Source organism: Burkholderia sp. CpTa8-5 (genome assembly GCF_017815045.1).
GTDB lineage: Bacteria > Pseudomonadota > Gammaproteobacteria > Burkholderiales > Burkholderiaceae > Burkholderia > Burkholderia sola.
In genome coordinates this window covers 331,357-346,914 of record NZ_JAGIQD010000002.1, presented here as the reverse complement: position 1 = coordinate 346,914, position 15,558 = coordinate 331,357, and the positions used below count along the sequence as shown (strand labels likewise).

The following is a 15,558-nucleotide window of genomic DNA, read 5'->3' as shown; positions in this document are numbered from 1 at the left end:
CGAAATGAATCAGGTGAAGCAATTGACGTCCTCGTCCACCTAAAGGCGGAGGATTCCCACACCTGGCGATGCACGTCCGCATCGGAGAATGTTCAGCGCAGCGTTGATATCACGATCATGCACGAGACCACAGTCACTGCAGGCCCATTCTCTTATTCTCAGTCCCGCGATACCTTTCGGCCGCGTCGTGCTGTCTTTCGATCCGCACGACGAACAGGACTGGGTCGAACCGCTTTCGTCCACTTCCTCGAACGTGGCCCCGTGCGCGATCGCTTTGTAGCGGAGCTTGTTTCGGAAGGACGACCAGGATGCGTCGTAGACGCTCTTCGCCATCCTGGTTCTGGCGAGTTTTGCGGCCGACACGTTGCCGACCGCGATGTAATCAAAACGCCGCACCAGATCGAGCGCGAGCTTATGCTGGAAATCGGCGCGGGCATTCGCGACCTTGGCGTGCAGCTTCGCGATATGCCGCTTGTGCTTTCGCGCCCGTTGCGCTTTCGCGAGTTTCTCGGCCGCGCATCGACCGAACCGATCGTTAGGCAGCTTCTCGCGCGTATCGTTGCAAAAGTTCCAGACGTAGTTCACCGCGCGGCTCTGCTTGTTAAGCAGTCCGTTGAGCGACTTCACCCGGTAGCGGTAGACAAGAATCATGCCGGTGATCCTAACCCGTGGGAGAAGCCGCCTGTCAACAGCACCCCTTTCCTTCCCGCCATCAATGGCGGGGTTTCCCGGAGCAAATTCTGATGAATGACATCGAATATCAGGTGATGGAACTGGCGAACGGCAAGCCGGTGAAGATGTGGACGCAAGGCGTCGCCGTCGAAGAGGAAGCGCGCACGCAACTGCGCAACACCGCGCAGATGCCGTTCATCTTCGGCCACGTCGCGGTGATGCCGGACGTTCACCTCGGCAAGGGCTCGACGATCGGCAGCGTGATTCCGACGAAGGGCGCGATCATTCCGGCCGCGGTCGGCGTCGACATCGGCTGCGGGATGATGGCCGCGCGCACGACGCTGACCGCGTCCGATCTGCCGGATTCGCTGGGTGGGCTGCGCAGCGCGATCGAGCGCGCGGTCCCGCACGGCCGCGCGCCGGGCCGCCGCGATCCGGGCGCATGGGGCGATCGCACGCCGGCCGCCGTGACCGACGCGTGGAAGTCGCTGCAACCGGGTTTCCAGCGGATCGTCGACAAGTATCCGAAGCTGGAAAAGACGAACCACTACGCGCATCTCGGCACGCTCGGCACCGGCAACCACTTCATCGAAGTGTGCATCGACGAGGCGGACCGCGTGTGGTTCATGCTGCACAGCGGCTCGCGTGGCGTCGGCAATGCGATCGGCAGCCTGTTCATCGAACTCGCGCAGGCCGACATGCGCCAGCACATCGCGAACCTGCCGGATCGCAACCTCGCGTATTTCACCGAAGGCAGCCGGCACTTCGACGATTACGTCGAGGCGGTCGGCTGGGCGCAGGACTACGCGCGACGCAACCGGCAGGCAATGATGGACGCGGTGATCGGCGCGGCGCGCGGCGTGATCGGCACACCGTTTTCGGTCGACGAGCACGCGGTGAACTGCCACCACAACTACGTGCAGCGCGAACGCCACTTCGGTGAAGACGTGCTCGTCACGCGCAAGGGCGCGGTGTCCGCGCAGAAGGGGCAGCTCGGGATCATCCCGGGCTCGATGGGCGCGAAGAGCTTCATCGTGCGCGGGCTGGGCAATCCGGAAAGCTTCTGCTCGTGCAGCCACGGTGCGGGCCGGACGATGAGCCGCACCGAAGCGAAGCGCCGCTTCACGGCCGACGATCAGGCGAAGGCGACGCAGGGCGTCGAATGCCGGAAGGACGCGGGCGTCGTCGATGAAATCCCGATGGCCTACAAGGACATCGACGCGGTGATGGCGGCCCAGCGCAGCCTCGTCGAAGTGATGCATACGCTGCGCCAGGTGGTGTGCGTGAAGGGATAGTGCGGTATGCGGCCGATGGCCGGCGGCCGCGCACAACGAAAGGAAAACGACAACGATGAAAACCGACAAGACGATGACGACCGTACGCAGCGCGCATCCGGTCGACCCGGCGGTGCGGGCGCGCGTGATGGCGGAGCTCGCGGAAGTCGAGCGCCGCCACGATGTAAGCGTGCTGTTCGCGTGCGAATCGGGCAGCCGCGGCTGGGGATTCGCGTCGCCGGACAGCGATTACGACGTACGCTTCGTGTACGCACACCGGCGCGACTGGTACCTGAGCGTCGAACCGCAACGCGACGTGATCGAACGGCCGCTCGACGACGAGCTCGACGTCAGCGGCTGGGAATTGCGCAAGGCGCTGCAACTGCTGCGACGCTCGAATCCGACGCTGCTCGAATGGCTCGACTCGCCCGTCGTGTATCGCGAAGATGCGCGCTGGGCGCCGCGGCTCAGGTCGCTGGCATCGGCGTTCTTCTCGCCGGTACGAGGGCGTCATCACTACCTCGCGATGGCGAAGAAGAATTTTCGTGGCTATCTGCAAGGCGACACGGTGCGTTACAAGAAGTACCTGTACGTGCTGCGGCCGCTGCTCGCGGTGCGCTGGATCGACATGGGGCTCGGCATGCCGCCGATGCGTTTCGCGGATCTCGTCGCCGGGGCCGTGCACGAGCCGGCGGTGCGCGCGGAGCTCGACGCGTTGCTCGCGCTGAAGATAGGCGCGAACGAAAGCGAGTACGGGCCGCGCCGACCGGCGATCCACGCGCTGGTCGAGACCATGCTCGCCGATGCCGAACACGACCGCGAATACAAGCGGCCGTGGGGCGACGTGGCGATGCTCGACGCGTTCCTGCGCGACGTGGTCGACGGCCGATGAAACGTGAACGGCGCGATGCCCCCGGGGATCGCGCCGTTCTTGCATCGGCACTCGTCCGATCAATGCAGGCCAGGCAGCAACGTCCGTGCCCGCATACTACGTGTCGTCGTCACGATCGCAGCGCATGGCGGCGGTATACTCGATGCCGTTCGCCAATGCGCGCCGCTGCACGCGCCGCAGCCTTCGACCTGCCCCGCTTGCTGACGATGCGCTTGCAGTCCGACGTCTTCCGCCCGCCCATCCACAGTCGATACGAACCGTCATGTCGCACCGCCTTTCGCTCGCCATCGCCGCCCTCCTCGCCGTTTCCCCGTTCGTTGCCGAGGCTCGCCCGCTCGCGCGGCCACCGGTCGAACGCGACTTCAAGAACTGGTCGGTCGTCTGCGACAACGGCAATCGCTGTATCGCGGAAAGCCACGCCGACGATATCGACGACGCACGCACCGGCCTGATCCTCCGCGTGACGCGCGATGCCGGCCCGGACGCGCAAGCCTCGCTCGACCTCTACGCGTCGGCGCCGATCGACTTGCGCACCGCACGCGTGGATGGCCGGCCGTTCGATGCGATGCCGGCGCAATGGCATGCGTTCGGCGACAAGAGCGACGACGACGCCCGCCCGCTCCGGATCCGGACCAGCGATCCGGCAACGGTGGCCGCGTGGCTGGCCGCGGCGCGTAATGCGCAACTGCTGAGCTTCGGCGATCCGGCCACGACGTCCACCGCACGCACGCCGTTGTCGGGATTGAATGCCGCGCTGCTGCTGATCGACGACACGCAGGGCCGCGTCGGTACGGTCACGGCGCTGCTGCGCCCGGGCACCAAGCCTGCATCGTCGGTGCCGGCCGCGCCCGCGTTGCCACACGCCGTCACGCCCGCGCCGCCGGCCGCCTCGGCCCTGTCGGCCGCCGAACAGCGTCCGCTCGTCGATGCGGTGCTCGCGAAATTCGGTGCCGACGTGAAGCAATGTGCGGCCGATGTCGAAGACGAAATGTCGGCGAGCGACCGCAGGAAAGCATCGCGAGCCGTCGCGATGTCGTCCGACGAGGCGCTCGTCGCGATCCCGTGCCAGACCAGCAGCATGTATAACCACACCGATCTGTGGTATCGCGTGCGGCGAACTCCGCCGTATGCGCCGGCCGCGATGAACTTCGGCGAGAACGCGAACGCGGGCCTCGATTCAGCGTCGTTCGCAAACGAATTGACCGACGCCGGCTACGATCCCGCCAGCGCGACGCTGTCGAGCAAGGTGAGGCTGCGCAGTGCCGGCGATTGCGGCTCGACCGCATCGTGGATCTTCGACGGCCGGCGCTTCATGCTCGGCGATATCGCGACGCACGGCGCATGCAACGGCCTGTTCGACGATCAATGGCCGCGCCTGTATCGACGGGCCGATGCGGCCGGAAGCCGCTGACGCACGTATCGCACCGAAACACGCCTGCAGAGATAACCCATAACAAAACGAGGGGCCGAACCATGCATCACCCATTCATCGCCGCGTCGGGCCACACGGCCGCGCCGCGGGGCACGCGCGGCTGGCGCAGCGCGCTTGCGTTCGCGCTGATCGCCATCACCGCATTCGTGTCGACACCGGCGCGCGCGGCAGACGCCGACGAGTCGGTCGAGATCCCGTTCTGGTCGCGCGACTGGACCGGCACGATCGGCAATCGCCATGTCGAAGTGTCTTTGTCGCGCGTCGCCGATACGATATCCGGCTGGTACTGCTACGCGCCATGCGCGTCCGACAAGCGCTATCGGCTTGCGTTGAAGGGTTCGCTCGATCCGCACGGCACGACGCTGTCGGAACGCGACAGCGGCGCGAAGACGAATGCCGATCGCGTGACGGGCACGTGGCGCGCCGCTTCGTTCGACAATGCGGTCACCGGCACATGGACCGCCCCGGACGGCAAGCGCACATTCCCTGTCTCGCTCGCGCAGAAGCGCGTAGGCAGACCATTCCCCTACGACATCCGCCTCGTCGCCGACCATCTGCCGGACGATGGCGGTTCGTGCAACGACGCGCCGCAGGTCACCGCGATCCGCTTGTACGATCACGACCGTCTCGTGCAGACGCTCAAGACCGATTCGCGAGGCACCTGCAACCTGTTCACACCGGATTTCGCCGACGTGAACTTCGATGGCTGGCCCGACCTGATGCTCGCACAGTCGATGGGGGCCGGCCCGAACATTCCGTATCAGACGTGGATCTTCAACCCGAAGACGCGGCGCTTCGTCGATGCGCCGCAGGGACTGCAAGACATCACGTCGCCGGATTTCGATCCGGTTCACCGGATCATCTGGACGGGCTGGCGCGCGAGCTGCTGCGAGCATGGCGTGACGACCTACCGCTGGCAGGGCAACGACGTGAAGGAGGTCGATTCCGCCAGCAGCTACTTGCTGCCGGTGCTCGACGGGAACACGCGCCGCTATTGCTACGTCGTGCCCGGCTACGACAACGGCCATATCGAGTATCCGCAACGCATCGAGCAGGCCGATACCGGGCTGCGCTCGACGCTGGGTGCGCTGAAGGACTGCGAAGTGGGTGATTCGCCGCAGATGTCGCGCGTGTATATCGACATCTGGAAACCGGGTGCGCCGGGCAGCGCCCCGACGCTCGTGCGTACCGAAAAGGTCGCTTGGAAACGTACGTCAACGCGCGCCGGCACGAAGTTCTGCCCGGACGTGCCGTTCTACGACAATGGCCGCATCCGCCGCATCCTGTTGCGCGACGATCCCGACCAGTGCAGCGACTCGAATCCCGACAAGAGCTAGTGCGCGGTGCGCCCGCGAGGGCGTACCGGCGTCGCGTCACGGTGCCGACGATCGTCTGCGGAAAAACGCATTCTATGCGGCGCGTCCCCATAAGCAACCAACGATTCGTTCTAAGGGCAGCCGCACACGTGCTCCTATAATCGCCGGACGGCAGGCCCCCTCGACCTTCACAACAACAAACGGAGCAACCATGACCGATCAGGCCCATTCGAACTGGCGTCTCGAAACCATCGCCGTGCACGGCGGTTATCGTCCCGACCCGACCACGCGCGCGGTCGCCGTCCCGATCTACCAGACCGTTGCGTACGCATTCGACGACACGCAGCACGGCGCCGACCTGTTCGACCTGAAGGTCCAGGGCAACATCTACACGCGGATCATGAATCCGACGACGGACGTGCTCGAGCAGCGGATCGCCGCGCTCGAGGGCGGCATCGGCGCGCTCGCGCTCGCGTCGGGGCAATCCGCCGTCACTTACGCGATCCAGACGATCGCCGAAGCCGGCGACAACATCGTATCCGCGAGTTCGCTGTACGGCGGCACCTACAATCTGTTCGCGCACACGCTGCCGCAGTACGGGATCACCACGCGCTTCGCCGATCCGCGCGACCCCGCGTCGTTCGAGCCGCTGATCGATGCGCGCACGAAGGCGATCTTCGCGGAATCGGTCGGCAACCCGCTCGGCAACGTCACCGACATCGCCGCGCTCGCCGAGGTCGCGCATCGCCACGGCATCCCGCTGATCGTCGACAACACGGTGCCGTCGCCGTACCTGCTGCGCCCGTTCGAGCACGGCGCCGACATCGTCGTGCACTCGCTGACGAAGTATCTCGGCGGCCACGGCACGAGCCTCGGCGGCGCGATCGTCGATTCGGGCAAGTTTCCGTGGGCCGAACACGCGGACCGCTTCAAGCGACTGAACGAGCCGGACGTCAGCTATCACGGCGTCGTCTATACCGAAGCGTTCGGACCGGCCGCGTATATCGGCCGCGCCCGCGTGGTGCCGCTGCGCAACATGGGCGCGGCGATCTCGCCGTTCAATGCATTCCAGATCCTGCAGGGCATCGAGACGCTCGCGCTGCGGGTCGAGCGGATCAGCGACAACGCACTGAAGATCGCGCAGCACCTCGCGCGCCACGAAAACGTCGAATGGGTGAACTATGCGGGCCTGCCCGATCACCCCGACCATCCGCTCGTCGCGCGCTACCTGTCGGGCCGCGCGCCGGGCATCCTGACGTTCGGCGTGAAGGGCGGACGTGACGGCGGTGCGAAGTTCCAGGACGCGCTGAAGCTGTTCACGCGGCTCGTCAACATCGGCGACACGAAGTCGCTCGCGACGCACCCGGCATCGACGACGCACCGGCAACTGTCGCCGGCCGAACTCGCGAAGGCCGGCGTGAAGGAGGAAACGGTGCGGCTGTCGATCGGCATCGAGCATATCGACGACCTGCTCGCCGACCTCGACCAGGCGCTCGCGCAGCTTTGAGCGGAACGGGCGCACCGGCTTGCCGGTGCGCCCGCATCGAACCGCTTGACCCTGGAGCGGCTTCAAGGTGTTCAATCTCCGGTTGATGCCCGGGCGACGCCCGGCGCGTACGATCGTGCCACGCAGCGTCCGACTGCGACGCGCCAACCGCCGAGAGGACTCATGACACCGACCGCAAAGCTCGCGCTGCTCACGTTACCGCCCGTGCTGGCGGCCTGTTTCGGCGCGCTCGCGGCCGCGTGGCGTGCGCCCGGCCCGAAAACGTCGAGCGTGATCCAGCATTTCACCGGCGGCATCGTATTCGCGGCCGCCGCGCTCGAACTGCTGCCGCAGGACCGCGCGCATGCGTTGTTTCCGGTCGTCGTCGGCTTCGTGCTCGGCATCGCGCTGATGCTGGCGATCCGCGCGCTGTCCGGCGCGATCGAGACGCGCTTCGAGCAAGCGCGTTTGCCGGTGAGTCTGATCATCGTCACCGCGATCGACCTCGTCGTCGACGGCCTGGTGCTCGGCATCGCCTTTTCCGCGAGCGACGAAAGCGGCATCATCCTGACCGTCGCGCTGACGCTCGAGGTGCTGTTCCTCGCGCTGTCGGTCAGCGCGGCGCTGGCCGCGGCCGGCATCGGCCGCATGCTGTCGATCGTCGTGCCGGTCGCGCTCGCAGCGCTGCTGAGCGTCGCGGCCGTGGCCGGCAATGCGGCGTTCGCGGGGTTGCCCGCGAATGTCTATGCGGTGCTCCTGGGATTGGGCACCGTCGCGCTGTTGTACCTCGTCACCGAAGAATTGCTGGTCGAAGCGCACGAGGTGCCGGAAACGCCGTTCGCGACGGCAGCGTTCTTCATCGGCTTCATCGTGTTCTTCCTGATCGAAGGATCGGTGAAGGCCGGGTAGGCCGCGCGCAACGGCGTGGTGGCTACCATGTCGTCGCGCCGGTTGGATAAGTGTCGACGATACGCGTGCCGTTGACCGGCGTGACACCCGCGTTGCGCAGTGTGGTCCACAGGTCGATCGCATGTTCGCGCGATTTTCGGCTGCCATCGTCGGTCAATACGTTCAGCGCGATCACTTGATCGCGCGTCGTCAGCTGCAGTTGTTCCTTCAGCTTGCGCGACTGATGCGACGCAGTGCGGACGTCACCGAGCATGATCCGTTTCTCCGTGATGGTCGGCTCGTCACCGGGATCGGCCGGCACGAACGTCAGCCGGCCGTTGTCGATCTCGCATTGCCCGCGCGCGAACGTCGCGGTCCACGCGCCGGCCGGCACGGCCGCGAACTCGCAGCGCATTTTCTCGTTCGCGCGGATGCCGAGGTCGTGCGCCGGCACGTGCGACAGCGCACGTTCCGGCCAGCCAGCCGCCATCGCGGCCGTCGACGTCAGGCACGCCGCCAGCACGATTCCTTTCGCGATATTGCGCATCGCACGCTCCTTTTCCGTAAATGCGGCCGACGGGCGTCGTCCCGGTCGGCCGCGAATCAACGATCAAAGCACCGCGAAGCGGTTGTCGTGCGCGTCGACCATCGGCGTCTTCTCGCCGCGATGAACGGTCGAGCGATGAATTTCCCGATTGCGCGCGACGGCGGCCGGACTCGCCGGATAGTCGTGATTGGGGCTCGGGATCACGCCGTCGTGGCGCGCGCGCACCAGCTCCTGAATCACTTCCTGACGGCTTTTCGGCTGCGCGACCACGGCTTGCGAGAAGGCTGCTATCGACAGCGCGCCAGCGGCCATGGCGATCAGCGAGTGCGGAATGTTCATGTGGTTGGCTCCTTACTGGAATTCCGTGACAGAAGCCTTCACTTTGATCCCGAGGCGGTGCGGATTCGTGATCGCCTGATGACGGTTTCGTCACCGTTCCGACGATGTTTGATGTCCGCCGACCATGCGCTATCGACGCACACCCATCTTCATGCGGTCGGCGCGTGGCGGCGCGCGAACGGGGAACCGCGCACGCTGGCCGGCGGCACGCGGACGACGGGCATCGTCAATCCCTCGGCGGCTGCCCATGCGCACTGCGTGACGAAAATTTCATGTTCCGATCAGGTTCACGATGCGTCGCATCGCTACGATCGGAACGGTAGCGGGCCCTGCCCGTTCCCACCCACGCAGCGGGTCGCTGCCGCACGGCACGATCACGCATTAGGCCCGGACTCGTCGAGCGCCGGGCCATTTTTTTACGCGTGTCCGACCATCACCGCGGGGAATTGCGCTGCGGGTACACGCACGGATGCGTTTTCACATACAGGTTCGGATTGCCGCACCGGTGCCCGGCATAGTCGACCGGCTCGCCAGGCGTCAGGTCGGTCGGCGCGGGCTTGCGCGCGGCGGCAGAAGCGGTGGCCGTGGCGCCGGAACGTGTCGATGCGCAGCCCGCGAACAACGGGACGATCAGGACTGCGATCAAGGCAAGGCAAATAGCGGGACGATGCAATTTTCGATCCGGAAGAAGGTCTGAACGGCGCCGCCCGCTATCGATGCTGCTGCCGCGGTCGGCACGTATTCCGTCGGCACGCTCAGCCAACGGCAGACTGCATGTTCCGCTTCCCGCTCATCCCACCCATGACGCGAACATGACGGTTGCGTCATGTCGATCGAGTCCGCACGGCGCACCTCCACGCCGGCAATCTGACGCATTTTTCATCTCGCGATCACGATCACGCACGGCTGCTTTCGCATACTGGGTCCACGGTTCGCCACCCGGCGGCCCTGATCAAGGAGAGCACTCGATGAAAACGGCAAAACTCGCAGCACTGTTCGTCACCGCCACGCTGTCGCTCGGCATGGCCACGCAGGCCGCATTCGCGCAGACGCAAACGCAGGGCAAGACCCGCACGCAGGTCGTCAACGAACTGAAGCAGGCGCAGCACGACGGCGTCGTGCCGATCAGCAAGACGCAGTACCCGCCGACCGGCGAGCTGGTCGCGCGCAACAAGGAGCTGCACGGGGTTTCGGTGCATGGCGGCGAGAAGAAGCCGCAGACCGACAACCACGACAACCTGACCGCACAGAAATGACGCTCGGTCAACCGACCGCGGGCAGCGTGCCGCGCGCGGCCGCCTCATGGCGAACGCGCGGGCGTGCCCACCGGCGGTGTCAGGTAGGGATGGCCGCCGGCCGGTTCAGCTCGGCCGGCCGCCGCGGAAAGCGCAGCCAGAACGTCGTGCGCCTGCCCGGGTCGCTGTCGACGCCGCATTCGCCGCCGTGATTGTCCATGATCGACCGGACGATCGCGAGCCCCAGCCCCGTCCCTTGCGCGGAATTGTGCCGAGACGGATCGACGCGATAGAAGCGCTCGAAAATCCTTCCGACATGCTGGGCCTCGATGCCGGGCCCCGTGTCCGACACGGCGATCGTCGTCGCACCGCCCTGCTCCACGCAATCGATCGTCACGATGCTGCCGCGCGGCGCGTAGGCCAGCGCATTCGACAGCAGGTTGCTCAGCGCACGCTGGTACAGCGTCAGATCCGCATCGACCCACGCATGGCCGTCGACCTTCACCGTCACGCCGGCATCCTCCGCAAGCGGCTCGTAGTAGCCCGCGACGCGCCCCGCCTCTTCCGACGCATCCAGGCGCCGCACGCTGATCGACGTGCCGGCCTGTTCCGAACGCGCCAGGAACAGCATGTCCTCGATCATCCGCGACAACCGCTGGTATTCGTCGATGCTCGACTCGATCACGTTCCGGTATTCATCCGCGCTGCGCGGCTGCGACAGCACGACCTGCGCGGCCGCCTGCAGGTTCGTGAGCGGCGTGCGCATGTCGTGCGCGAGATTCGACGAGAACTGGCTGAGCCGCGTGAACGATTCGTTCAATCGCTCGAGCATGCCGTTGAACGCGTGCTCGAGCTCCTTCAGCTCGCCGGCCGTATCGAGCGCCGGCAGCGGATGGGCGAGCCGGCTCGTCGACATCTGTTCGGCACGCGCCGCGAACCGCCGCAGCGGGCTCAGCCCGAGCGCCGCGATGCCGTATGCGATCGCGGCCGCGAGCACCACGCCGAACACCTCGATCACGACGATCGTATAAGCGTGCGTGCGCAGCAGCAGCACGTCGGCGCTGCGGTCGTACTGCACGGCGACGCGCACCACGGGCGCACCCGCACCGGCGAGCGGCACGGTCGTCAACAGATACTGGTGCCGCGCGCCGGGCGGCGCGACGCCGAACGGCGCGCGTCCGACGTTCATTGACAGCAGCGGCGCGTATGGACGGAATCCGGGCGTGCCGACGAGGCGCGCGCCACCGGCATCGAAGATCGCGAGATCCATGTTCGGATGCCCGTGCAACTGGTCGATCCAGATGTCGATGTTGCGCGCGACGTCGGCCGTCGTGCGCGCCTCGGCCAGGTGCGTGCCCAATGCGGCGGAAATGCCGGCCATCTGCTCGGCTGCCGTCGTGTCGACGCGGTTGCTCAGCGCTTCGTACAGCGCGACGCCGCTCGACGCGAGGATCACCGACGTCGACAGGATGATCAGCGCGGTCAGCCGGCCGCGCAGCGTCCGCGGCAGCAGGCGCGCGATCATGCGGCCGCGCCGCCGCGCGCTTCGAGCACGTAGCCCATCCCGCGCACCGTGTGGATCAGCTTCGGTTCGTACGCATCGTCGATCTTCGAGCGCAGACGCCGGATCGCCGAATCGACGACGTTCGTGTCGCTGTTGAAGTTCATGTCCCACACCTGCGACGCGATCGTCGCGCGCGGCAGGATCTCGCCTTCGCGGCGCATCAGCAGCCACAGCAGCGCGAACTCCTTCGCGGTCAGCAGGATCGTGTCGCCCTGCCGCGTGGCCTTGCGGCGCGTCAGGTCGAGTTCGAGATCGGCCACACGAAGCGTGTTCGAATCGCGCGGCTGGCCGCGCCGCAGGATCGACTTGATGCGCGCGGTCAGCTCGACGAAGTCGAACGGCTTCGCGAGATAGTCGTCCGCGCCCAGTTCGAGCCCCTTCACGCGATCGCCGACGTCGTCGCGCGCGGTGAGGAACAGCACCGGCGTCGACTTGCTGCGCCGCAGGTTCTGCAGCAGCGTCCAGCCGTCCTGCCCGGGCAGCATCACGTCGAGCACGAGCAGGTCGTACTCCTCGGTTTCGGCCTGGTGCTGGCCCGTGATGCCGTCCTCGACCCAGTCGACGACGTAGCCGGCCTCGGTCAGCCCCTTGCGCAGATACGCGCCCGTCTTCGGTTCATCCTCGACAATCAGAATTCGCATCACGCATTACCCTTGAAGAAACCCAGCCGGCGCATCATGCCCGCGGCGAAACCGCCGCGCCACGCCGCGCGCCACGACACCGCATGGCTCACGCGGTACAGCACCGGCAGCACCAGCAACGTCAGCGCGGTGGACGACAGGATACCGCCGATCACGACCGTCGCAAGCGGACGCTGCACCTCGGCGCCGGTGCCGGTCGCGAACGCCATCGGCAGGAAGCCGAGCGACGCGACCAGCGCGGTCATCAGTACGGGCCGCAGCCGCGTGAGCGCGCCGTCGCGCACGGCCGCGTCGAGCGGCATGCCTTCGTCGCGCAGGTTGCGGATGAACGAGATCATCACGAGGCCGTTGAGCACGGCCACGCCGGACAGCGCGATGAAGCCGACCGCCGCCGTGATCGACAGCGGAATCCCGCGCAGCCACAGCGACACGACGCCGCCGCTCAGTGCGAACGGAATGCCGGTGAACACGAGCAGCCCATCCTTCACGTTGTTGAACATCACGAACAGCAGCACGAACACCATGAACAGCGCGAGCGGTACGACGAGCTTCAGACGCTCGCTCGCGCTTTGCAGCTGCTCGAACTGGCCACCCCACGACACCCAGTAGCCGGCCGGCACGCGCACGTCCTGCTGCAACTGCTCGCGCGCGTCCGCCACGAACGAGCCAACGTCGCGGCCGCGCACGTTCGCGCTGACGACCACCCGCCGCTTGCCGTCCTCGCGGCTGATCTGGTTCGGACCCGGCGCCACGTCGATCGTCGCGAGCTCGGCCAGCGGCACGTATGGCGCCGCCGCGAGCGGCGCACTGGCGCCGGCCGCGGGCGCCGGCAGCGCGATCGGCAGCCGCTTGATCGCCTCGATGTCGGTACGCAGTTCGTCGGGCAGCCGCACGACGATGTCGAAGCGGCGGTCGCCCTGGAACAGCGTGCCGGCCTTCTGCCCGCCGACGGCCGCAGCCACCGAGTCCTGCAGGTCGGCCACGCTCACGCCGTAGCGCGCGAGCTTGTCGCGGTCGAGATTGACGGTCAGCACCGGCAGGCCCGTGGTCTGCTCGACCTTCACCTCCGACGCGCCCGGCACTTTCTGCAACGCGGCCGCGATCTGCTCGCCGGTCTGGTTCAGCACGGCCATGTCGTCGCCGAAGATTTTCACGGCGACGTCGCTGCGCACGCCCGAGATCAGTTCGTTGAAGCGCAACTGGATCGGCTGCGAGAACTCGTACGCATTGCCCGGCAGTTCGGCGAGCGCGTCCTCGATCTCGCGCACGAGCTGCTCGCGCGGCTTGTTCGGGTCGGGCCACGTGTCGGCCGGCTTCAGCATGATGTAGCCATCCGACAGATTCGGCGGCATCGGGTCGGCCGCGATCTCGGCCGTGCCGGTGCGTGCGAACACGCGCTCGATTTCGGGGAAGCGCGCCTTCAGCGTCTTCTCGATCGACTTCTGCATCTCGACCGACTGCGACAGGCTCGTGCCGGGAATCCGCAGCGCGGCCACCGCCAGGTCGCCCTCGTTCAGGCTCGGGATGAACTCGCTGCCGAGCCGCGTCGCGAGCCCCAGCGTGACCAGCACGATCGCGGCCGCCCCGATCATCACGCGCATCGGGCGCGTCATGAACGCGGCGAGCACCGGTTCGTACGCGCGCCGCGCCCAGCCCATCAGCCGGTTCTCCTTCTCCTCGACCCGCTCGCCGATGAACAGCGCGACGGCCGCCGGAATGAACGTGACGGTCAGCACCATCGCCGCCGCGAGCGCCATCACGACGGTCGTCGCCATCGGGTGGAACATCTTGCCTTCGACGCCGGTCAGCGCAAAGATCGGCAGGTACACGACCATGATGATCAGTTGCCCGAAAATCAGCGCGCGGCGCGCCTCCTGCGATGCGCCGAACACTTCGGCGAAACGCTCGTCGCGCGTGAGCGGGCGCCCCGCCGCCGACTGTGCATGCGCGAGCCGCCGCACGCAGTTCTCGACGATCACCACCGCGCCGTCGACGATGATCCCGAAGTCGAGCGCGCCGAGGCTCATCAGGTTCGCGCTCACCTTCGCGTTGACCATCCCGGTGAAGGTCATCAGCATCGACAGCGGAATCACGAGCGCGGTGATCAGTGCCGCGCGGATGTTGCCGAGGAACAGGAACAGCACGGCGATCACGAGCACCGCGCCTTCGAGCAGGTTCTTCTTCACCGTCGCGACCGCCTTCTCGACGAGCACCGTGCGGTCGTACACGGGAATCGCCTTCACGCCGGCCGGCAGCGTGCGGTTCACGTCGTCCATCTTCGCGGCGACGGCCTTCGACACCGTCCGGCTGTTCTCGCCCATCAGCATGAACACCGTGCCGAGCACGACTTCCTCGCCGTTCGACGTCGCGGCGCCGGTGCGCAGTTCGCGGCCGATGTCGACCACGCCGACGTCCTTCATGCGCACCGGCACGCCGCCGACGTTGGTCAGCACGATGCTGGCGATATCGTCGACGGTGCGCGCCTGGCCCGGCACGCGCACGAGATACTGCTCGCCGCGCTTTTCGATGTAGCCGGCGCCGACGTTGTCGTTGTTGCGCTCGAGCGCCCGCACGACGTCGGCGAGCGTCAGCCCGTACGACATCAGCTTCGCCGGATTCGGCGCGACGCGGTATTCCTTCACGTAGCCGCCGATCGAGTTGACCTCGGTCACGCCGCGCACGTTGCGCAACTGCGGCCGCACGACCCAGTCCTGCAGCTCGCGCAGGTCGGCCGCCGTATAGCGCGTGCCGTCGGGCTTGCGCGCGTTGGCGTCGGCTTCGACGGTCCACAGGTAGATCTCGCCGAGGCCGGTCGACGTCGGCCCCATCGCGGGCGCAATGCCGGCCGGCAGCTTGTCCTTCGCCTCCTGGATGCGCTCGTTGACGAGTTGCCGCGCGAAGTAGATGTCGGTGCCGTCCTTGAAGATCACGGTGACCTGCGACAGCCCGTAGCGCGAGATCGAGCGCGTCTGTTCGAGCCCCGGCAGCCCGGCCATCACGGTCTCGACCGGATAGGTGATGCGCTGCTCGGCCTCGAGCGGCGAGTAGCCGGGCGCGGACGTGTTGATCTGCACCTGCACGTTGGTGATGTCGGGCACCGCGTCGATCGGCAGCCGCTGGTAGCTGAACACGCCCAGCGCGGCCACCGACGCGATCGCCAGCATCACGAGCCAGCGGTGCGCAATCGCAAAGCGGATCAGGCGCTCAAACATGTCGGGATTCCTTGAAGCGGGGAACGGTCGTCCGCACCGGGCGAGCCGCGCGGCCGGTCA

The 15,558-nt window shown here is 66.8% G+C and carries 15 protein-coding genes; 7 read left to right on the top strand and 8 right to left on the bottom strand.

Going from position 1 to position 15,558, the window contains the following annotated elements:
- Positions 1–39: 39 nt before the first annotated feature.
- Positions 40–651, bottom strand: a complete 612-nt coding sequence (locus tag J8I35_RS05005) for an RNA-guided endonuclease TnpB family protein (protein WP_209924671.1) — start codon at positions 649–651, stop codon at positions 40–42.
- A 92-nt stretch (positions 652–743) separates the two neighbouring features.
- Between J8I35_RS05005 and J8I35_RS05000 the strand changes: the two genes are divergently transcribed.
- From J8I35_RS05000 to J8I35_RS04975, 6 genes are all read left to right on the top strand, one after another.
- The gene (locus J8I35_RS05000; protein WP_050014499.1) at positions 744–1,967 is read left to right on the top strand and encodes an RtcB family protein; all 1,224 of its coding nucleotides are present in this window, start codon (positions 744–746) and stop codon (positions 1,965–1,967) included.
- Between the two features lie 55 nt (positions 1,968–2,022).
- Positions 2,023–2,838, top strand: coding sequence for a nucleotidyltransferase domain-containing protein (locus J8I35_RS04995; RefSeq protein WP_209924670.1), 816 nt, complete (start codon positions 2,023–2,025; stop codon positions 2,836–2,838).
- 262 nt (positions 2,839–3,100) lie between these two features.
- Positions 3,101–4,249, top strand: coding sequence for a DUF1176 domain-containing protein (locus tag J8I35_RS04990; RefSeq protein ID WP_209924669.1), 1,149 nt, complete (start codon positions 3,101–3,103; stop codon positions 4,247–4,249).
- Between the two features lie 62 nt (positions 4,250–4,311).
- Positions 4,312–5,607 (top strand): nitrite reductase, encoded by a 1,296-nt coding sequence (locus tag J8I35_RS04985; protein ID WP_209924668.1) that lies wholly within the window; start codon positions 4,312–4,314, stop codon positions 5,605–5,607.
- A 190-nt stretch (positions 5,608–5,797) separates the two neighbouring features.
- Entirely contained in the window at positions 5,798–7,093 is a 1,296-nt protein-coding gene (locus tag J8I35_RS04980) for an aminotransferase class I/II-fold pyridoxal phosphate-dependent enzyme (protein WP_209924667.1), read from the top strand.
- A gap of 162 nt (positions 7,094–7,255) precedes the next feature.
- Positions 7,256–7,981 (top strand): hypothetical protein, encoded by a 726-nt coding sequence (locus tag J8I35_RS04975; protein ID WP_050014495.1) that lies wholly within the window; start codon positions 7,256–7,258, stop codon positions 7,979–7,981.
- A gap of 22 nt (positions 7,982–8,003) precedes the next feature.
- On the opposite strand, the gene J8I35_RS04970 is transcribed toward J8I35_RS04975, so the two are convergent.
- The 4 genes from J8I35_RS04970 to J8I35_RS04955 form a co-directional block, all read right to left on the bottom strand.
- Positions 8,004–8,507, bottom strand: coding sequence for a hypothetical protein (locus J8I35_RS04970; RefSeq protein ID WP_209924666.1), 504 nt, complete (start codon positions 8,505–8,507; stop codon positions 8,004–8,006).
- Positions 8,508–8,570: 63 nt separating this feature from the next.
- The gene (locus tag J8I35_RS04965; RefSeq protein ID WP_050014493.1) at positions 8,571–8,846 is read right to left on the bottom strand and encodes a DUF4148 domain-containing protein; all 276 of its coding nucleotides are present in this window, start codon (positions 8,844–8,846) and stop codon (positions 8,571–8,573) included.
- Positions 8,847–9,279: 433 nt separating this feature from the next.
- Positions 9,280–9,519: a hypothetical protein gene (locus J8I35_RS04960; protein WP_245170102.1), complete on the bottom strand. Its 240-nt coding sequence runs from the start codon at positions 9,517–9,519 to the stop codon at positions 9,280–9,282.
- Positions 9,489–9,722, bottom strand: a complete 234-nt coding sequence (locus tag J8I35_RS04955) for a hypothetical protein (protein WP_209924665.1) — start codon at positions 9,720–9,722, stop codon at positions 9,489–9,491. Before J8I35_RS04955 ends, J8I35_RS04960 begins: the two co-directional genes overlap by 31 nt.
- A gap of 92 nt (positions 9,723–9,814) precedes the next feature.
- Here J8I35_RS04955 and J8I35_RS04950 point away from each other — a divergent pair, with 92 nt between their 5' ends.
- Positions 9,815–10,102, top strand: coding sequence for a DUF4148 domain-containing protein (locus J8I35_RS04950; protein ID WP_209924664.1), 288 nt, complete (start codon positions 9,815–9,817; stop codon positions 10,100–10,102).
- A 79-nt stretch (positions 10,103–10,181) separates the two neighbouring features.
- On the opposite strand, the gene J8I35_RS04945 is transcribed toward J8I35_RS04950, so the two are convergent.
- From J8I35_RS04945 to J8I35_RS04935, 3 genes are read right to left on the bottom strand one after another with little or no spacing between them, the layout of a single operon-like run.
- Positions 10,182–11,606: a heavy metal sensor histidine kinase gene (locus tag J8I35_RS04945; RefSeq protein ID WP_209924663.1), complete on the bottom strand. Its 1,425-nt coding sequence runs from the start codon at positions 11,604–11,606 to the stop codon at positions 10,182–10,184.
- A complete protein-coding gene (irlR, locus tag J8I35_RS04940) occupies positions 11,603–12,286 on the bottom strand; it encodes a heavy metal response regulator transcription factor IrlR (RefSeq protein ID WP_006490455.1) in 684 nt (227 codons plus the stop codon). The genes J8I35_RS04945 and irlR overlap by 4 nt, the downstream gene beginning before the upstream one ends.
- Entirely contained in the window at positions 12,286–15,498 is a 3,213-nt protein-coding gene (locus J8I35_RS04935; RefSeq protein ID WP_209924662.1) for a CusA/CzcA family heavy metal efflux RND transporter, read from the bottom strand. Before J8I35_RS04935 ends, irlR begins: the two co-directional genes overlap by 1 nt.
- Between the last annotated feature and the right edge of the window lie 60 nt (positions 15,499–15,558).